Here is a 20848-nt window from a genome sequence, read left to right as displayed (position 1 = left end):
GATTTATATCAAATTTATCAATAAATTATATAAATATTAAAATATTATTAATTTATATTAATACCCTATTTAATTTTACTCAAAACTATATTTTATATATAATAAGTCGTTCATTACATTAATTAAGCAAAGGAAATACATGTATACTTTAAATTATAAATATGATAACTCTTTGTTTTCAAACACTTTTGGATTTTTAAGATTTCCATTAGAATTCGATCCTTATAATAATAACAGTGATTGGGTGATTACTGGCGTCCCTTTTGACATGGCTACTTCTGGACGACCAGGCAGTAGGTTTGGACCCACTGCTATTAGACAAGCCTCCATAAATTTAGCCTGGGAACATTGTCGTTGGCCTTGGAGCTTTAATATACGAGAAAATTTACATGTAGTTGATTGTGGAGATTTAATATATAAATCTGGAAATATACAAGATTTCGTAAATTCCTTACAAAATCATGCTGAAAATTTACTGATTTCTGGAAAAAAAATGCTATCACTTGGAGGTGATCATTACATCACATTACCTATATTACGTGCATATTCAAAAATTTTTGGAAAATTAGCAATAATACACTTTGATGCGCATGCAGACTACTACGACAATGATAGTAAATATGATCATGGTGTTATTATATTACATGCACTAAATGAAGAATTAATCGATCCTATACATTCAATACAAATCGGCATTCGTACTGAATACAAAAATAATTTCGGATTTACAGTATTAGATACAGAATATATTAACAATATTAACATAGATATTATCATAAATAAAATAAAATCAGTTGTTAAATCTTTTCCAATATATTTAACATTCGATATTGATTGCTTAGATCCAGCTATAGCGCCTGGCACTGGGACTCCAGTAATTGGCGGATTAACAAGTTATCGTGTTCTAAAATTAATACGAAGTTTTACCAACTTAAATATTATAGGTATTGATTTAGTAGAAGTAGCTCCAGCTTATGATTGTGCGCAAATCACTGCTTTAGCAGCTGCTACATTGGGATTAGAAATGCTTTACACCCAAGTAAAATTAAAAACCTAAATAATTAATTTCGTATAATTATTAATTATTTAACAGTTATTAATTAATAACCATACAAAACGACAATCTTAGCTTATAAGGTTACATCTTATTCTAAATGCTTAATATTGATATCAAATAAATACTAATAATATTAGCTAATTATTATAGCCTAATTACTATGTGATTATAATATCAAACCTATAAATAACTTAAAAATTAAGTTATTTATAGGTAAATCAAAGATAACCATATTTCGATAAGATAATTCATATTTGCCTATATAAATACCAATACCACCAGTATACCATATACTGCTTACAACACATTAATTTTTTAAGAGTTTTCATGTTATTAATTGGTTAATTAATTAATAACAACTTAAATTTATTCCAAATCGTATATTATTATTAAAAAATTAATTGCTAAAGAATAAACTTAATTGTTAAGTATAATATATAGCGAAAGAAAAATATTTTTATTATTAATATATGATTCTTTTATTAATATGTTTCTTTATACATAAAAGGTTTTCCATTATGAATATCATAAAAATAAGTGATTTAGATCTAACGGATAAGCGTGTTTTAATTCGTTCTGATTTAAACGTACCTGTTAAAAATGGAGTTATTACTTCTAATAGAAAAATTAATGCATCACTACCTACTATTAAATTAGCTTTAAGTAAAAGTAAATACGTTATGGTAGCTTCTCATCTAGGTAGACCAACAGAAGGAAATTACGATGCACAATTTTCTTTACAGCCCGTGGTTGAATATTTAAAAAAACAATTAATTACTCAAGATATAAAAAAAATAAGGCTAGTTACAGATTATTTAGAGGGTACAAATTTTTCGGAAAAAGAACTGCTAATTTTAGAAAATGTACGATTTAATAAAGGAGAAAAAAAAGATGATGAAATTTTATCAAAAAAATATGCGATGTTATGTGATGTATTTGTCATGGATGCATTTGGCAGCGCTCATCGTACACAAGCTTCTACGCACGGTATAAGCAAATTTGTTTCTTTAGCTTGTTCTGGGCTCTTACTACAAAAAGAATTGGAAGCTCTAAGTAAGGCATTACATAATCCTATGAGGCCAATGGTTGCAATAGTTGGAGGATCTAAAGTGTCCAGTAAATTAACTGTTTTAGATTCCCTGTCAAAGATTTCAGATTACCTCATAGTAGGAGGGGGTATCGCAAATACCTTCTTAGCAGCTCAAGGGAAAAAAGTAGGTAAATCTTTATATGAAGAAGAACTAATACTTACAGCAAAACGTCTTTTAGAAAATTGCGATATACCTACTCTTACTGACGTAAGAGTAAGTACAGAATTTTCAGAAACTGCTCAAGCAACTATGAAAGCTGTAATTGATATTAAAGATGATGAACAAATCCTTGACTTAGGTGATGAATCTATTGCTAGAATACTAGATATTTTAAAATGTGCTAAAACTATTCTTTGGAACGGTCCTATTGGAGTATTTGAATTTCCAAATTTTAGAATAGGAACAGAAATGATATCTCATGCTATTGCTAAAAGCAATGCTTTTTCTATTGTTGGCGGAGGCGATACTTTAATGGCTATTGATTTATTTGGTGTTTCTAATCAGATTTCTTATATTTCTACCGGAGGTGGTGCTTTCTTAGAATTTATTGAAGGAAAAACCTTTCCATCGGTAAAAATGCTTGAAAAACATGCTATTAAATAATTAAAAGTATACATATTATGGATTAATAAGTATCATGTATGAAGATACATATAGCACGTATATAAATAATACTATATGAATATATATATTCACCAAAAAAGAAGAAAATAAATGATTAAAATTATTGATTCTATAAAACCAGGTGTAGTTACTGGCAACGATGTACAGAAGATATTTGATTTTGCGAAGAAAAATAATTTTGCTTTGCCGGCAGTAAATTGTATAGGTATGGATTCAATTAATGCAGCATTAGAAGCTGCAGCTAATATGCGGTCTCCAATTATTTTACAGTTTTCTAAAAAAGGATCTGCTTTTATGGCAGGATATGGTTTAAATAATCATAAAGATGATGATTCTACAGCAGTATTAGGAGCTATTTCTGGAAGTTTACACGTACATCATATTGCTAGACACTATAATATCCCTGTTATTTTGCATACTGATCATTGCACTAAAAAGAATTTATCTTGGATTGATGCTTTACTAGATTTAGGATCTAAACATTTTTATAAGACCGGTAACCCATTATTTTCATCACATATGATAGATCTATCTGAAGAATCCTTAAAAGAAAATATAGAAATTAGCTCAAAATATTTAAGTCGTATGGACAAATTAAATATGACTTTAGAAATAGAGTTAGGTTGTACTGGAGGGGAAGAAGATGGTATTGATCATCATCATTTAAATCATGAACTTTTATATACAAATCCAGAAGCTATAGCTTATGCTTATGAAAAATTACATATTATCAGCCCAAGGTTTATTATAGCTGCATCATTTGGGAATGTTCATGGTGTATACAAGCCTGGAAATGTGCGATTAGATCCAAAAATACTTCAGAAATCACAAAAATATGTTTCTAAAAAATTTGGATTACCTAATAACTTTTTAAGTTTAGTATTTCATGGAGGGTCTGGGTCTACAGAAAAAGAAATTAAAGAAGCCATCAGTTATGGTATTGTAAAAATGAACATTGATACCGATATACAATGGGCTACTTGGGAAGGAATTTTAAAATATTATCAACACAATAAAAATTTTCTCCAAACTCAATTAGGTAACCCACATGGATACGAACAACCAAATAAAAAATTTTATGACCCACGGATTTGGATTCGTGCAGGGCAAAAATCAATGGTTAAACATTTAGAAAAAGTATTTTCTACTTTAAATGCTATCAACATTTTGTAAGAATCATTTTTTATTCATAAAATTTTTAAATATATTAAAATAAATTTATACATCAATAAAATCGAAATAGTTCCAAATTAAATCCGATGAATACTACCAAATATACTCATAAACAATATTTAATTTAAATGTCAATATAAATTATAAAATCTGTTGTTCAAATCAGAAAATTACCATACATTGTATAATAAAATGGCACAATGTATGGGTTTAATTTGCATTAAATATCATTTTTGATCTATAGTAAATGAAAATCCTTTTTAGAAATCAAACAATAATAGATTAAAAATAGTATGCACTAAATATATAATATACATCACGTATAGGTGCAATATGATAAAAAATAAATTAAAAAAATCAGTAGCTTGGGCAGCCCTAAAATATATTCAATCTAGTAAAATTATAGGGATAGGAACAGGTTCAACCGTTACATATTTTATTGAAGCATTGAGTAGTATAAAAGAAAAAGTAGAAGGTGTGGTTTCTAGCTCAAACTATTCATCTAATCAGTTAAAAAAATTGGGTATTCCTATATACAATCTTAACAATTTAAATGAGCTAGATGTATATGTTGATAGTGCAGATGAAATTGATACTCATATGCAAATGATTAAAGGTGGGGGAGGAGCCTTAACCAAAGAAAAAATTATCGCTGCTGCAGCTAAAAAATTTATTTGTATTGTTGACAGCAGTAAACAAGTAAATATATTAGGACGCGGACCATTACCAATAGAAGTTATTCCTATGGCTCGTTCATTAGTAGCAAGAGAATTAATACGTTTAGGTGGTTTACCAGAATATAGACATAATGTAATTACTGAAAATGGTAATAATATTTTGGATGTATACAATATGAAAATTTCTAATGCATCGTTACTAGAAACAAAAATTAACAATATCCCAGGAGTGGTAAGTGTTGGAATATTTGCACAAAGACGAGCAGATATCATATTAATTGGAACAAAAGAAGGCATAAAAATAGTCATTTAATTTTTATACATTTAAAATTTAATTTTAAATACATATATAAACCACATAAAATAGTTCGAATGTTTAGTCATGCTAAAATATACACATTTTTATCATGACTAAACATCAAAAAATTTTGGAATACACTGAATTAATTAACATTTCTTATGAAAATTACAAAAATTAACTATTTATGTTTAAGAAAATACAACCTATTTATAGAAATAAAATATCATAAAAATAATACACAACTTATAAAACAAAACATATTATTATTATCTAATAAACATCTGAAATTAAACGATAAGATGGGGTGACAATTTCTGGTAGCGTGAGATCCCATTTTTCCATAGGAAGTAATTGAGTAGGTATTCTTTGAAAGTCATATGCTAATCCTATAGGTATATAATTACTCTGATATTTCCAATTTTTTAAGGTTCTATCATAAAAACCACCACCCATTCCTAATCGATTTCCATAATTATCAAACGCAACTAACGGAACGAATATAACATTTAGTTTCTCTATAGATATAACGGAATTAACATTCCATTCAGGTTCATATATATTTAAACGATTATATATTAGAGGTGTGGAAAATGTATATTGTAAAAATAATAAACCTTTTTCTTCTGAACAAGGTAGAACTGGTAAATATATTTGTTTATTCATACATAATAAAGTCCGAATAAGCAAAGAAGTTCTTATTTCTCCATCACAATCAATAAATACTGCTATACGTTTTGATTCATGTACGCAATCCATAGTCATAATCTTATTAGTGAGTAATTGAGCTGCCGTGTACTGCTCTTTAAATGTCAAAGAACGGCGTACTATTCTTATATACTCACGAATAGATTTTTTATATAACTTCTTATTAAAAATATACATATTATTTATTATCGCGGAATCTCATAAATGCATACCTTACTTATTCTAAGATAAGATTAAAATAAAACATAATGCATGATCATATTTATTATTCTATCATTTCATACAAAAAATATAATCTATTATATATGTTTAGAGCATTCTAATGTTCCATCAATTCGCTCAGTAATATGAGCGTGCGTAATTAAAGCTTTCTCGATTGTTTTTTGTAATAATAGAATATGTTGCTCAATATTAGCCGAATATTCACGTGTTTTCAATTTTTCTTGGGCTAATTCATAACATATGTTTAAAGCAGCTATAAATACTAATTGTTCAGCATTAGTCACTCTTGTTTTGATCTTTAAATCCTGTAAACGTTTAGTTAAATCTTCTACTGCTTTATTTAAAGCATCTTTTTTTTTAGACGGACAATTAATTCGTAATGTTCGGCCAAAAATTTGAATATCTATTGGTTTTTCAGGCATATTTCTTTCCTGGTATTTTATCTTATATTTCAATTATCGTACAACATAATTAATTCGTATCATGTAATTTATATACATGCGACACTTATACTTTTATATATCTTAAAAAAGTAAAACTATTTCTATTCTACCATAAAATTTTTTGTAAAAATTAAGAAAATTAATATTTATTTAATTGTGATTTAAAAAATCAAATATCTTAAAACCTTATAAAATATTTATATAGACTATATACAGATTTTAATATAATCTATGTCATTAGATTATCTTATCAGATTAATCTAAACAAATATACTTATATGTATAAACTCTAAAATATATTAAAATGTACCAAATAATTCCGTTATTACAAGTGAGCACTAATTTAACTTAAAATATAAGATTATTTTTTATAAAAGACATAACTCACAGTTATATTCTAATAGTATATGATTATTCACATATTATACCATAATGGTGTCATGGTGGATTATGATTTTAAATCATGTATCAACAGTATAGCCAAATTAAATTTAACTGATATATATTTTGCAATTAAATAATGCGTTTCTGTCAAAATATTTAAATATATACAATATACTTTAAAGGCCAAACTTAAATAAAATGCACTATAATATAATAAATATACTAAATATTAGCATATTAAATCTCATCATACTAATTTATATGTTATAGTTTTTCACTACTACAATTTTTTATATTTACGTGTCAAATAAATACTTTATGTCTATTATTATACATGGTGGAGGAATGACAGGCGCGATACTAGCGTTAATGTTATTTAAATTGACTAAAGGGGATTTAGAAATATCTTTAATAGAACAACACTCTCATTATTGTTATGATACACAATTATCTTTAAATACATATCCTCCTCATGTCATAGCATTATCACGAGGCGCTTATTATGAATTGATACGAATTAATATAGCTTCAATTTTATCTTCTTGCACTACTATTATAAAAAAAGTAGAAATTAGCGAATATAATAGATTACATGAAGTATTCATCAATGCTCAAGATCATCAATTATCAGAATTAGGTTATGTTATTGAACTAAATCTTTTTAGAAAAAAGATATTTAATTTTTTGCAAAACAAATCAAGCGTAACCATATATTGTCCCGCTACTCTAAGAAAAATTAAACGAGAAAAAAAAAAAATATAATCACCTTAGATAATGGTCATCAAATAGTTTCAAAATTAATGGTAGCAGCAGACGGTGCCTATTCAACGCTAGCTACTAACTGCGGTATGAAATGGTTTAGGTATAATTATCAACAAATTGCTGTGGTTTCTAGAATTACTACTGAAATACCTCATTTTGGAAGAGCTTTTGAAAAATTTACAGAACATGGACCATTAGCTGTGTTACCTATGTCCAATAATTTTAGTTTTTTGATTTGGTGCATATCTAATAAACAACAACAAGAAGTATCTAAATGGGACAAAAAAAAATTTTCTCAAGAATTGCAAAATATATTTGGGTGGAAATTAGGAAAAATTTTAAATATAGAAACACGATATTTTTATGATCTCTGGCTAACACGTGCTCAAAGCCACATTAGTCACAGACTGGCATTAGTTGGCAACGCAGCTCAGAATTTACATCCTATAGCTGGACAAGGATTTAATCTTGGATTACGTGATATTGTAGTTTTATCAAAAATAATTACACAAGCATTATATCAAAACATAGATATTGGAGATTATTCCGTGTTAAATAAATATCAGAAACACAGATATTTAGATCAATATAGAACTATTAAAATCACCGATGGATTAGTACGTTTATTCAGTAATCATTATTTACCATTGATTGTAGCTCGAAACGTAGGTTTATTTTTTTTTAGTTATAGTACTTTTCTGCAACGTCTTTTAGTAAATACAATATTAAATTGGAAAACCGATTAATTTTTATTTAAGTAAACAATAATGTGGAAAATTTTGATATACTTATTATAAATCAAGGAATTTCTGGTCTCGCATTAGCTTGTGGGTTAAATGATTGTTTTCGTATTGCAATCATAGAACATAGAAATCATTCAAATTTTTCTGCAACAGATCAACGGAATATTAAAGCGTCTTTAGTTAATATCACCAGCTTAAAAATACTTCAGTATTTAAAAATATGGAACCAAAACATAGCACACTTTTCTAGTTTATTATATAAATTAGAAATTCTTAAAAAGAATAATATAAAAAAAACTGTTTTTAATTCCGGTTATTTAGGATACCTTGAATTAGGATATATTATTGACGACTACTTAATATATCAAGCTCTAGTTAGTCGTGCGCGACAATTAAGAAATGTTATATTTATAGATTCACATTCACCTGATACAATAAGTTACCATGAAGATTTAGCGCTTATTACAGTAAATAATAACTATATATTCACAGCTAAATTAGTAGTAGGTGCAGATGGAATCGATTCATTAATAAGAAAAAATGCAAGTATTTCGTTAATGTTTAAAGATACAAAATATTATGGATTGACAACTACTATTTGTACTGAAAGAAGCCACAAAAACACTCTTCGTTTTATTATTCACAATAATGGCTTATTAATATTATTACCATTAAAAAATACGCATCTTTGCTCTGTTTTTTGGTTATTACCACCGAATACAGCTAAAAAGTATTTATACGTATCCAACTCTGCTCAATATGTTAATTATGATTTAATTGAAATCTGCAATATATTAGGTCCATGCATTATACATAACAATGCAAAACATAAAATTTTTATACCGAAAATGCAATATGCGCATAACTTTATAAATCACCGTTTAATACTGCTAGGAAAAGCTGCATATCTTATATCTCCTTTATTTTTTCAAAACATTAATTCAGAACTTATGGATGCAATAGTTCTATCAAATTATCTAAAGAAACTAAGAAAAAATAATAAAGATATTGGAGATTATGATTATTTAAAATATTATGAACGCAACACAAAATATAGGATAACTAAAAATCTAATAAATATCCCATATATTCATATGTTACTTCATAATAAGAATTATTTCTTAAAATACGTACAATATTTTATTTTTCATCTCATTAACACCATGCCCAATTTAAAAATACATATACTACATCATATTATGGGTTTAGATGATGTACCAAAATGGTTGCTACAAAATCATTCTGATTAAAAATATTTATATAAAATTAAAAATTATTTAAATTTATTAGAATCAATAATAGAAAAAATAAAACTGTCATGAGTTTTCATATTTGTAATTCTTAATTCTGAGAAATTTAAAATCGATCTATTGAGTACTGCTTGCAACCATACATTATTTTTTTTAATTTGAAAAGATTGCAAAATAACGCCAATATTTTTCCAATGTTGATTATTTAGTTTTAATTCTACCCAATCACCAGCTGCAGGAAATTTGTGTTTATTCTTACAATCATCAATGGATCCAATTAATCGATATAACTCTTTATTATTATTCCCACGATACTGAATACGTGCAATAGATTCTTGCCCAAGATAACAACCTTTATTAAAACTAATCCCCTGTAATACATCCATGTTAACTGCTTGAGGCACAAATAACTCACTAGTTACTAACTCAATAATCGGATAACCTGCTTCTATATCTAATAATGCCCATTGACAACTATCGTTAAATTGTATACAAAAAGAGTTTTTTTTACTCAACAAGTGATCTAATGTTGATCTGTTATTAATAATTAATAAAAAACGTTCTGTTGGAGCGCTGAAATATAGTAAAGTAATATCTTTTTCATGTACTACTGTATGGTTTTCAGTTGGAACAACCGAAAAAAACATGCTTAAATATTTTCTTGCATTAACTCCAGCAACTCCGATAAGTGTTGCGTTATAATCAGGAGTAATAGCAACATTATAAGAAACTATATATTTTTTCATTTCTACAATTTGTTTTTCACATATATTTAGACGTGCAATAAAAGCCATTTCTTGATTTTTAAGATAAAAAACATACATATTGCTAATCATTTTACCTTTTGGATTACAATATGCTGAAAACCTGTATTCAGATTTATCTAAGTTTTTAATATCGCAAGTAAATTGATTGTGTAAATATTTTATAACATCTGGTCCAGATGATCTTACTAAAACCCATTCTTCTAAAGATATAAATGTTAATGGTAAATCTTCTGAAGATACAGGATACTGCTTTGAAAAAACTATATTAGGCGACATAATATGTCTCCTTATAAATAAAAATATTAATAAATATTACACATCATAAATTATGTAATCTTATTATTTTGAAGTATATAAATATTTAATTTAATAAGATTAAACTTTTTAAAAATATTGATTATTATAATGTACAATTTATTTTATAATTAAATAATTTAATTAGTTTTTATTTTATGTAATGATTAAAATCATAAATATAAATCAATATATCATATATATATGATAATAATTAAAAATACTATTTTATTAATTAAAATATATATAGTTGTTAAAAACATTACCTAATATAAAACAAATAAAAAATATAGACATAGTCTATTTGCGTTAAGACTATATAATAAATTCACATAAATTATAATTAAAGATTAAATTAATCTTATATGATAAGATATGTCATGATGTGAATACATCTTTTTATATATGTACATCAAAATTTTTATTTAATTATATTGTATCATTCTACACGTATGTAGAATGATACAATATAGTACTCATACGCTTTAAGGAACAAAATTTTTATGATAGATATAAAACTTATTAAACAACATATTCAACTCATGTTAAATAAAATACTTAAGTTTAAGGATGATTTTTGACTATAATTCCAAAAAAAAATGTTTAAAAATAGTTAGTGCCAAATTAAAATCATCTGATGTTTGGAAAAACCCTAATATAGCAAAACTTCTCAATCAACAATCTTCTTCTTTAAAAAATTTTATTAACATTATTGATCAGCTTTATAAAAACTTAGTGGATCTAAATGATCTACTAGAATTAACAGAAGAATGTGACGACAACTTAATTTCTGAAATTCATGATCAATTAATTGCTTCAGAACGTACATTATCTCAATTGGAGATTAGTCGTATATTTATAGGAAAATATGACCATGCTAATTGCTATGTCGATATTCAATCAGGATCTGGAGGTATAGACGCACAAGATTGGGCAGGTATGTTATTACGTATGTATTTACGGTGGATGAATCATAAAGGTTTTATAACTGACATCACTGAAGAATCAACAGGAGAAATAACTGGAATAAAATCTGCTACTGTTCAAGTTATTGGGCCGTACGCATACGGCTGGTTACATACTGAATCTGGTGTACACAGACTAGTACGCAAAAGTCCTTTTGATTCCGCTAAAAAACGTCATACTTCATTTGCTTCAGTGTTTGTATACCCAGAATTAGATGATAGTATCAATATTCACATTCGCCCAGAAGATCTACGCTATGATGTTTATCGAGCATCTGGAGCAGGAGGTCAACATGTTAATCGTACAGAATCTGCAGTACGCATCACACATATACCAACAAATACCGTTACTCAATGTCAAAGTGATCGCTCGCAACATAAAAATAAAAATCAAGCAATGAAACAACTAAAAGCTAAATTATATGAACTTGAATTACAAAAAAAAAATTATGAAAAAAAAATAAGAGAAGATAATAAAGTAAATATTACTTGGGGAAATCAAATACGATCTTATATTTTAGATCATTCTAGAGTCAAAGATTTACGTACTGGTTTTGAAAAACGTAACATCAAAGCTGTTTTAGATGGAGATTTAGATGATTTTATACAAATCAGTATCAAAAAATATTCTAAGCGAGATTTATAATGCCTAAATACGTACACTCAAAACATCAACTATATCAAAAATTTAATATCGATGATGAATTAAGTATTCGTCAAAAAAAACTATCAAAGATTCGAGAAAAAGGTATAGCGTTTCCAAATGATTTTCGTCGTGATTCTACTTCTAATCAATTACATAAAAAATACAAACATACATCTAACACAGAATTAATACAATTAAACATTAAAGTAAATATAGCAGGCCGCATAATAAGTCAACGTATTATGGGAAAAGCATCTTTTATAACTTTACGAGACGTTGATGGTTGCATTCAGTTGTATATTACTGCTAATTCGTTAGCAACGAATGTATATGAAGAGCATGTAAAACAATGGGATCTAGGAGATATATTAGGAGCACACGGTACATTATTTAAAACACGTACTGGGGAACTATCAATACATTGTAAAGAAATTAGATTATTAACTAAATCATTACGTCCATTACCAGATAAATTCCATGGTTTGAATAATCAAGAAAAAAAATATCGTCAAAGATATTTGGATTTAATTATTAATGAAGACACAAGAGAAATATTTAAAATACGTTCTCTAATTATTTACGAAATACGTCAATTTATGGAAAAAAATAATTTTATGGAAGTAGAAACACCAATGATGCATACAATTGCTGGAGGGGCTATAGCCAACCCTTTTATTACACATCATAATAAATTAGGAATAGATATTTATCTACGTATTGCTCCAGAATTATATTTAAAAAAACTAGTGATAGGTGGTTTTGAGCGAATATTTGAAATAAATCGTAACTTTCGTAACGAAGGAATATCCTCATATCATAATCCTGAATTCACAATGATGGAAGTATACATGGCTTATGCCGATTACCATGATATAATTATATTAGTACAAAATTTACTACGTTCAGTAACACAGAGAGTGTTAGGTAGTAACATAGTTCATTATGGAAATTATGAATTAAACTTTAATAATCCTTTCGCTAAAATGAGTATAAAAGAAGCAATTTATTATTACCTACCAGAAACTAGATCCAAAAATTTAGACGATATATATACCGCTATTTCTATTGCGGAATCATTTGGAATTGCAATTAATAATTACTGGACATTAAATAAAATACACATGGTTATTTTTGAAGAGATAATAGAAAAAAAAATAATTCAACCAACCTGTATTACTTCTTATCCAATAGAAATATCTCCATTAGCACGTCGTAACGATAATGATCCAAAACTTGCTGACCGTTTTGAACTCTTCATTGCTGGCAAAGAAATAGGAAATGGTTTTTCAGAGTTAAATGATCCAGAAGATCAAAAAGAACGTTTTTTAAAACAAGCAAAAGAAAAAAAAGATAACAAAAATAATAACATTCACACAAATTATGATGAAGATTATTTAATTGCGTTAGAATACGGATTACCCCCTACAGCAGGTATTGGAATAGGCATCGATCGTTTGATAATGTTATTAACCGATAAACATACTATTCGTGATGTAATTTTGTTTCCTACACTTCGTCCAAAATAAAATCTTTATACTGTCTAATATATAACTAAAAATTATTATAATACTACACAATATATTTAGGGTTTAATATTTATTAAAAACAAAATAATATTAATTAAATTTTAATAATACAGATCTATATTCTGATTACGTTTAACTATATTCAGTGATAAAATTTTAAAATATTTCGATACTAAATCATATCTTAATAAAATTATAAATATAACATGACACATAATATCTTTACTCAAATGAATATCCTTAATCATAAAGACTTAATAAAATTACATCAAAAATATAAAGGCCCAGTATGGGTATATGATGCATCGGTCATAATTAATCGTATTACACAATTAAAACAATTTGATATTATACGATTCGCTCAAAAATCTTGTTCTAATATTCATATTCTACGATTAATGCACAGCCATGGAGTTAAAGTAGATGCTGTTTCTTTAGGAGAAATCGAGCGAGCATTACTAGCTGGTTTTAATACAGGAAAACAAAATGACGAAATAGTTTTCACTGCTGATATTTTAGAAAAAGAAACATTGTTTAGAATATTAGAATTGAATATCACTGTTAATGCAGGATCGATAGATATGCTAACACAATTGGGAGCTTGTTCTCCTGGACATAAAATATGGTTGCGTATTAACCCTGGATTTGGACATGGACACAATCAAAAAACTAATACTGGAGGAGAAAATAGCAAACATGGTATTTGGCATGAGGATATATTAACAGCTCTCTCCTATGTCTATCATTACAATCTACAGTTAATTGGGCTTCACATGCACATTGGTTCTGGAGTGCATTATAGTCACTTATCTAAAGTATGTAATGCCATGGCCCAACAAATATTGAAATACAAAACAGACATACAGCTTATTTCTGCTGGAGGAGGATTAACAATACCGTATCAACATAATGATACGGTATTGAATGTAAACCATTATTTTCATTTATGGGATGATACAAGAAAACGCATTAGCCAACATCTAGGACACGCGGTAAAATTAGAAATAGAACCTGGTCGCTTTCTTGTTGCTGAGTCAGGAATATTAATTACACAAATTAGAGCAGTAAAAGAAATGGGGCGTCGTCATTTTATATTAATAGATGCAGGATATAATGATCTAATGCGTCCAGTAATGTACGGTAGTTATCATCGTATTTCATTAATACCTGGAGATTATCGAAATATTACTTTAGAAGCATTACGTGATACTGTTGTTGGAGGTCCATTATGTGAATCTGGAGATATTTTTACACAAAACATGAACGGAACAATATTAACACGTAAATTACCGTATTCAGCAAAAGTAGGGGATTATTTAATATTTCACGACACCGGGGCATACGGTGCTTCAATGTCTTCCAATTATAATACCCGCCCATTATTACCAGAAGTTCTATTTGAAAATGGACAAATGCGCCAAATTCGTCGAAAGCAAAAATTAGAAGATTTATTGATGTTAGAAATAACAGAATAATTTTATGTAAAAAGTCTTTTAATTATTAGATAATGTTATTATGTATTAATCAATACAATATCATGCAAAATTTTTAATATACTTAATTTAATAATTGCATCTTTTAAAACTTCAATTTAATGAAACTAACATTTCACTAATTTTATTTTCATTATATTTAACAATAATTCTTTAGTACATATTTTTAAATAAAAATAATAAACTGTAAAATACAGTATATATATATTTCACATATTTCTGCGTTTTCTTGTTGAAATAACCATTAATTACTGTCATTAATAATTTTTATAAAATGTATCATCTACACATTTTATTAAATTTTTAATAATATTTATTATCTAAATAACAAATCTAATTCAATAATTATAAATTTTTTAATTAAATATTTTATAAAAATCATTAATTAATTAAGCATATAAAACTATATTCAAAATTCTTGAATTAAACTTAATTAAAAGATAGCATATAATATGTATATTTATTTATATACTGATGGTATCAGTATATAAATAAATATACATAGTCATGATACACTTTAATAAAAATTAATGATATCCGTCTTATTTTATATGACGTAATCACACATTTTCATAATATCTACTAAATTGATAAAATATTTCAATAAAACTAAGGAAATCTAGTGATTGACAGTAATGGTTATCGATTAAATGTCGGAATTGTGCTATGTAATACTCATGAGCAGGTATTATGGGCTCGAAGATGTAACCAACATTATTGTTGGCAATTTCCTCAAGGTGGAATTAATGTCGGCGAAACTCCAGAACAAGCAATGTACAGAGAACTATTTGAAGAAATAGGATTAAATTATCAAGATGTATGCATTTTGTCTTCTACACAATATTGGATACGTTACGAATTACCTAAACAATTAATCCGCTGGAAAATTAGACCAATTTGTTTTGGACAAAAACAAAAATGGTTTTTATTAAAGCTTTTATCTCAGGATACGAGAATCAACATAAAAAATAATAGAGATTACACATTTGATAGTTGGCAATGGGTCAGCTTGTGGTATCCTATACGCCGTGTTGTATTTTTTAAAAGAAATGTATATAGAAAAGTAATGCAAGAATTTGTTAATAGGATAATATCCTAAAATTAGATTATCATATATTCTAAAAAATAAAATACCATAGAGTATATTTAATAAAAAATGAAATGAAATTTTCATTAAAACACATGTGAATATTCATTACAAATTAAATTTTTATTGATTTTATATTATTCCAATATTGTGGTTAAAAACCGAATCTAATAATAAACATCTCAGAACATTATATATCATCAAATATGCCATATTTCTATTATCACACATGTAATCCAGTAATTTTTAAAATAGGACCTATTTCATTACATTGGTACGGCATGATGTATGGGTTAGGTTTTATTTATGCTATGTGCTCATTATTATATCGTGCACGGCATTCTAATAATATTTCATGGACTGATAAAGACATAGAACATTTATTATGTTTATGCTTTTTAGGTGTTGTGCTGGGCGGACGCATTGGATATGTATTATTTTATCAATGGTCTTTTTTTACTCAAAATTTACTGTGGATTTTTAATATATGGGAAGGAGGTATGTCTTTTCATGGTGGTTTAATAGGAGTGATTATATCAATCATATGGTTTTCTTATAGAAAAAATTTAACTTTTTTCCAAGTATCAGACTTTATAATTCCAGTAATACCATTTGGCCTAGGCCTAGGTAGATTGGGAAATTTTATTAATGGAGAATTATGGGGCCGAATAGCTGTTGATACTCCTTGGGCTATGTTATTTCCTAATTCTATATATCAAGATTTACTAATACTACCAGATCATCCTAAATGGCAATTACTATTTGATAGATATGGCGCGCTTCCTCGCCATCCATCTCAATTATATGAGATGTTTTTAGAAGGAATAATCTTGTTTTTTATCATAAAAAAATTTACGTGTAAACCACGTCCTGTAGGTAGCGTATCTGGATTATTTCTTATTTTTTATGGTTTGTTTCGTATTATAACGGAGTTTTTTCGTCAACCTGATAGTCATTTAGGATTAATTTACAACATAGCCACTATGGGTCAAATCTTATCACTTCCTATGATCATATCTGGAACAATTATAATCTATATTTCTTATAAAAACTATCGAATATAATCAAAAAATTATAATAAATAAAACTAAAAATTATATGTTAAAAAAATATATATTTATAACATATATCTTCTTTACTTTAATAAAGTTATAAAATAATGTTGACTATTTATCATTCTAATCAAGCAAATTTATTCAAAAAACTATTAATTAGCATCATGTCGAATAAATTATTATCTAATCCAATGCAATCTGAGATAATATTAACAGAAAATAGTATTATAGATCAATGGATACAAATAGAATTAGCCAACCACTTTGGTATCGTATGCAATATCACATTTATGACTTTAACATCTTTTATACAGAATATTGTTAATAACATAAAACCTAATGATTCCATGGTAAAGAATTTTTCTCGTTCTATTATGTATTGGAAATTTATGAAAATATTATCTCAAACACAAATTAAAAAAAATTGCCCTATTATAGAAAAATATCTGAATCATGATGTAAATCAACAAAAAATCAGTCAATTTTCTGAGCAACTTGTTAATCTATTTACCCAATATTTGATATATCGTCCTGATTGGTTAAATAGTTGGCAATCTCATAAAATAATAGATTATTTAGATAATACACATCAAATTTGGCAATCAGAAATATGGCGTTGTTTCCTGGAAAATACACAATGTAATCAGAATCAGCAAAAACCAAACAATAATATTAATCCTTTACAACGCTGTATCTATTTTCTTAAAAATTTAAAAAAAATAAATTGGAATCTACCAAGTAGAATATTTATTTTTGGAGTAACATCTATACCTCCTATATATTGTAAAATTTTAAAATTTTTAAGTTACCATATTGATATTTATTTATGGTTTATAAATCCTTATGATCATAATCCTGATAATATGTCTGATCAAAATTCATATATCACAACACAACAAGTCAGCCAATTATATAGCAATCATGCCTTATATTCATCTTCGTCTATTTTTACTCATATTCATAACTGCGACAATAATACTAATGTACATCATCCTTTATTAAATTCATGGAGCAATACTGCTCGTAATACTTTATTTCTATTTACTCAATTCACAGATAAAATTGAACTAAAATCATTTATCATTCCTAAAAAAGACTCTGTACTTCACATTATACAAAAAGATATCTTAGAATTTCATAATTACAGAAAAAATATACAAACTTACAACAATATTCCAACATCAAAACCCCGTCAACGATATATTTTAATGCCAACAGATCAATCAATTACCTGTCATATTTGCCATAGTATTCAACGTGAAATAGAAGTGTTACATAACAATTTACTGTTAATGATTACAAATAATCCATTATTGACTCCAGGAGATATCATAGTCATGGCTTCTGATATACATCGTTATGAACCAGCCATTCAAACTGTATTCAATAATATGCAAGGTCGACACTTACCATTTAATATTGCAGATAAGCATAAAAAAAATACGCATCCAATTATATCAACTTTTCTAAATATACTTAACATATCATCTAGTAGATTTACCTCTGAAGAAATTTTGTCATTTTTAACAGTACCATCTATCGCTTCTCGATTTAATATGGATAAAGAAAAAATTGAATTATTAAGCCAATGGATAATTAAATCTGGTATTAGGTGGGGTCTTGATGATGTCACCATGCATAACTTTAATTTTCCCATTACTAATCAAAATACTTGGAATTTTGGATTAACTCGAATGTTATTAGGTTATGCTGTAAAAAACCAAAATAAAATATGGGAGAAAATTCTCCCATACGATGATACAACAATTAGAGAACATCCTAATATTATTGGTCAATTAGGAGAATTTTTAAAAACATTAAAAAAATGGAGAGATCGATTGAATCACTCTTATACACTAAAAAAATGGATATTTTATTTTAAAGAAATAATTGATGATTTTTTTTGTTACGATCATCTAGATTCAAAAGATAATAAAATTTTATTTTTATTAAAAGATTGCTGCAGAAATATATTAGAATCAGGTATACAAGCAGAATATACCCAAACTATCAATATAACAGCTTTACGAGAAAAATTATATTATAAATTACATCAAAATAAAATAATACATCGATTTATACCAAATGTAATTAATTTTTGTGATATTACTCCAGCCTTTTGTATTCCTTGTAAAGTAGTATGTTTTTTAGGTATGAATGATAATTCATTTCCCCGTAATACAATTCTTCCAGACTTTAACTTAATAGCTAAAAATCCACGAAAAAACGATAATAACATATACGAAAAAGATTGTTATTCATTTTTACTAGCATTTTTAATAGCTCAAGAACAAATATATATTAGCTTCATTGAACACTCAATTTATGACAATACCATAAATTATCCTTCTACGTTAATTAACGAACTTTTTGAATATATTGCTTTAAATTTTTATTTAAAAGAATTTAAAAATATAGAAATAGATATTAACATAAAATATATACGTCAACGCTTATGTCAATGGCATAATCCATTTCCTTTTTCTCCCGAAAATTTCAATCCTAACAGTAAAAAACAGAGTTTTGCCAAAGAATGGCTGCCCACACTAAATATTAATACCCCTAACTCTTTAGCGATCTGCCCAAATTTTAATACTTCACTTCCCCATTGCGCCATAAAAAAAATAATATTTCAAGACTTATATAATTTTTATCGTCATCCAGTACGTATGTGGTTTCAAAAACGTTTAAACGTGTATTTTGATCAAAATACATTAAAATTACTAAATGATGAACCTTTCTCTGTAGATGGATTAAATCGATACGAACTAAATACAAAATTAACCAATTACTTAATTTATGATAAAAATATTGATGAATTATATTCTAGTACATGTGCTTCCGGAATTCTACCTCACGGCGCATTTGGAGAGCTATTCTGGATGAAACAACACTCGAAAATGAAAGTATTAGCAAATCAAATAAAAGAACACCATTGTATTGAAAAACATAACTTAGATATTTCTTTAGTATTTGATACAATTGAACTAGTTGGACAATTAACTACAGTTCAAAAAAATGGATTAATGCGTTGGAAAGCTCAATATCTTTCTATGAAAGACATATTATTATTATGGTTAGAACACATCACATATTGTGCTATGGGTGGAAAAGGAGATAGTAGACTATTTGGTGTTGGTGATGTATGGCATTTTCCTAATTTCTCAAAACTGCATGCAAAAAAGTTACTGATAATTTTAATATTAGGTTACTGTACTGGAGTAAACACACCAGTACTATTATTATATCGGTCTGGGGGAGCTTGGATAAATCATGTATTTGACTGGAATACTAGAAAAATATCTTCAAACCCTTCTTGTCAAAAAGAAGCGCATGAAAAATTAATACAAATGTGGAAAGGTACTAAATATTCCCCGTTTAGAGAGAGCCAAGACCCTTATTTACGTAAAATTATTCCATTTGACTTAAGTGAAGAATATATTTCTAAAATTACTACAACTGCAGAACATTACTTTTTCAATTTTATGAAACATAGAATAATATGATAACTCAAAATATGTGATGTACCAAGAGAAACATGCTTAAAAAATCCTAAATTACTAAACATTAGATGGGTATGTTT

The 20848-nt window shown here is 27.0% G+C and carries 15 protein-coding genes and 1 pseudogene; 13 read left to right on the top strand and 3 right to left on the bottom strand.

Translation table 11 applies throughout. The features are described 5' to 3' along the window. Positions 1-139: 139 nt before the first annotated feature. The 4 genes from speB to rpiA all read left to right on the top strand — a co-directional run bounded on the left by speB (position 140) and on the right by rpiA (position 4935). Positions 140-1057, top strand: a complete 918-nt coding sequence (gene speB / locus QMA81_00750) for an agmatinase (protein ID WHL24863.1) — start codon at positions 140-142, stop codon at positions 1055-1057. Positions 1058-1575: 518 nt separating this feature from the next. Further along, positions 1576-2751, top strand: coding sequence for a phosphoglycerate kinase (locus QMA81_00745; GenBank protein ID WHL24862.1), 1176 nt, complete (start codon positions 1576-1578; stop codon positions 2749-2751). A gap of 111 nt (positions 2752-2862) precedes the next feature. Beyond that, complete coding sequence (gene fbaA / locus QMA81_00740; GenBank protein ID WHL24861.1) at positions 2863-3945, top strand: class II fructose-bisphosphate aldolase; 1083 nt, start codon at positions 2863-2865, stop codon at positions 3943-3945. A 333-nt stretch (positions 3946-4278) separates the two neighbouring features. Beyond that, positions 4279-4935 (top strand): ribose-5-phosphate isomerase RpiA, encoded by a 657-nt coding sequence (gene rpiA / locus QMA81_00735; GenBank protein ID WHL24860.1) that lies wholly within the window; start codon positions 4279-4281, stop codon positions 4933-4935. A gap of 258 nt (positions 4936-5193) precedes the next feature. Here rpiA and QMA81_00730 read toward each other — a convergent pair whose 3' ends face one another. Together QMA81_00730 and zapA are read right to left on the bottom strand one after the other, a co-directional pair. Further along, the gene (locus QMA81_00730; GenBank protein WHL24859.1) at positions 5194-5805 is read right to left on the bottom strand and encodes a 5-formyltetrahydrofolate cyclo-ligase; all 612 of its coding nucleotides are present in this window, start codon (positions 5803-5805) and stop codon (positions 5194-5196) included. 122 nt (positions 5806-5927) lie between these two features. After that, positions 5928-6272: a cell division protein ZapA gene (gene zapA / locus QMA81_00725; protein ID WHL24858.1), complete on the bottom strand. Its 345-nt coding sequence runs from the start codon at positions 6270-6272 to the stop codon at positions 5928-5930. Positions 6273-6995: 723 nt separating this feature from the next. Between zapA and QMA81_00720 the strand changes: the two genes are divergently transcribed. The 3 genes from QMA81_00720 (at position 6996) to QMA81_00710 (ending at position 9432) form a co-directional block, all read left to right on the top strand. Further along, on the top strand, positions 6996-7439 hold the full coding sequence (locus QMA81_00720; GenBank protein ID WHL24857.1) for a hypothetical protein: 444 nt from the start codon (positions 6996-6998) through the stop codon (positions 7437-7439). 38 nt (positions 7440-7477) lie between these two features. After that, on the top strand, positions 7478-8185 hold the full coding sequence (locus QMA81_00715; protein WHL24856.1) for an FAD-dependent monooxygenase: 708 nt from the start codon (positions 7478-7480) through the stop codon (positions 8183-8185). A 554-nt stretch (positions 8186-8739) separates the two neighbouring features. Beyond that, positions 8740-9432 carry a hypothetical protein gene (locus tag QMA81_00710; protein WHL25293.1) on the top strand — a complete coding sequence of 231 codons (693 nt, stop codon included), beginning with the start codon at positions 8740-8742 and terminating at the stop codon, positions 9430-9432. Between the two features lie 23 nt (positions 9433-9455). Here QMA81_00710 and ygfZ read toward each other — a convergent pair whose 3' ends face one another. Beyond that, entirely contained in the window at positions 9456-10475 is a 1020-nt protein-coding gene (gene ygfZ / locus QMA81_00705; protein ID WHL24855.1) for a tRNA-modifying protein YgfZ, read from the bottom strand. Positions 10476-10996: 521 nt separating this feature from the next. Between ygfZ and prfB the strand changes: the two genes are divergently transcribed. The 6 genes and pseudogenes from prfB (at position 10997) to recC (ending at position 20771) form a co-directional block, all read left to right on the top strand. Beyond that, positions 10997-12104 (top strand): peptide chain release factor 2 gene (gene prfB, locus QMA81_00700; protein WHL24854.1). Its coding sequence is split into 2 segments (ribosomal slippage): positions 10997-11050 and positions 11052-12104, totalling 1107 coding nucleotides; the frame shifts between segments, so codons are not numbered across the junction. Next, positions 12104-13630 carry a lysine--tRNA ligase gene (gene lysS / locus QMA81_00695; protein WHL24853.1) on the top strand — a complete coding sequence of 509 codons (1527 nt, stop codon included), beginning with the start codon at positions 12104-12106 and terminating at the stop codon, positions 13628-13630. Before prfB ends, lysS begins: the two co-directional genes overlap by 1 nt. Before the next feature lie 206 nt (positions 13631-13836). Then, a complete protein-coding gene (gene lysA / locus QMA81_00690) occupies positions 13837-15105 on the top strand; it encodes a diaminopimelate decarboxylase (GenBank protein ID WHL24852.1) in 1269 nt (422 codons plus the stop codon). A gap of 640 nt (positions 15106-15745) precedes the next feature. Then, a pseudogene (rppH, locus tag QMA81_00685) lies at positions 15746-16222 on the top strand (RNA pyrophosphohydrolase). A 194-nt stretch (positions 16223-16416) separates the two neighbouring features. Further along, positions 16417-17274 carry a prolipoprotein diacylglyceryl transferase gene (gene lgt, locus QMA81_00680; GenBank protein ID WHL24851.1) on the top strand — a complete coding sequence of 286 codons (858 nt, stop codon included), beginning with the start codon at positions 16417-16419 and terminating at the stop codon, positions 17272-17274. Positions 17275-17369: 95 nt separating this feature from the next. Continuing rightward, a complete protein-coding gene (gene recC / locus QMA81_00675; GenBank protein WHL24850.1) occupies positions 17370-20771 on the top strand; it encodes an exodeoxyribonuclease V subunit gamma in 3402 nt (1133 codons plus the stop codon). Positions 20772-20848 lie beyond the last annotated feature (77 nt).

The sequence above is a fragment of the Candidatus Blochmannia vicinus genome (assembly GCA_030020825.1).
In the GTDB taxonomy this organism is placed as follows: Bacteria; Pseudomonadota; Gammaproteobacteria; order Enterobacterales; family Enterobacteriaceae; genus Blochmanniella; species Blochmanniella vicinus_A.
The sequence above is the reverse complement of the archived record's forward strand: the minus strand, read 5'-3'. Positions and strand labels throughout refer to the sequence as shown.

Bases quoted from the DNA above. Each gene is read 5' to 3' on its own strand.
- lysS (WHL24853.1), top strand. From the start codon at position 12,104: ATGCCTAAATACGTACACTCAAAACATCAACTATATCAAAAATTTAAT.
- zapA (WHL24858.1), bottom strand. From the start codon at position 6,272: ATGCCTGAAAAACCAATAGATATTCAAATTTTTGGCCGAACATTACGA.
- QMA81_00715 (WHL24856.1), top strand. From the start codon at position 7,478: ATGGTAGCAGCAGACGGTGCCTATTCAACGCTAGCTACTAACTGCGGT.
- speB (WHL24863.1), top strand. From the start codon at position 140: ATGTATACTTTAAATTATAAATATGATAACTCTTTGTTTTCAAACACT.
- fbaA (WHL24861.1), top strand. From the start codon at position 2,863: ATGATTAAAATTATTGATTCTATAAAACCAGGTGTAGTTACTGGCAAC.
- QMA81_00720 (WHL24857.1), top strand. From the start codon at position 6,996: ATGTCTATTATTATACATGGTGGAGGAATGACAGGCGCGATACTAGCG.
- lysA (WHL24852.1), top strand. From the start codon at position 13,837: ATGACACATAATATCTTTACTCAAATGAATATCCTTAATCATAAAGAC.
- QMA81_00745 (WHL24862.1), top strand. From the start codon at position 1,576: ATGAATATCATAAAAATAAGTGATTTAGATCTAACGGATAAGCGTGTT.
- rpiA (WHL24860.1), top strand. From the start codon at position 4,279: ATGATAAAAAATAAATTAAAAAAATCAGTAGCTTGGGCAGCCCTAAAA.
- QMA81_00730 (WHL24859.1), bottom strand. From the start codon at position 5,805: ATGTATATTTTTAATAAGAAGTTATATAAAAAATCTATTCGTGAGTAT.
- ygfZ (WHL24855.1), bottom strand. From the start codon at position 10,475: ATGTCGCCTAATATAGTTTTTTCAAAGCAGTATCCTGTATCTTCAGAA.
- QMA81_00710 (WHL25293.1), top strand. From the start codon at position 8,740: ATGTTTAAAGATACAAAATATTATGGATTGACAACTACTATTTGTACT.
- recC (WHL24850.1), top strand. From the start codon at position 17,370: ATGTTGACTATTTATCATTCTAATCAAGCAAATTTATTCAAAAAACTA.
- lgt (WHL24851.1), top strand. From the start codon at position 16,417: ATGCCATATTTCTATTATCACACATGTAATCCAGTAATTTTTAAAATA.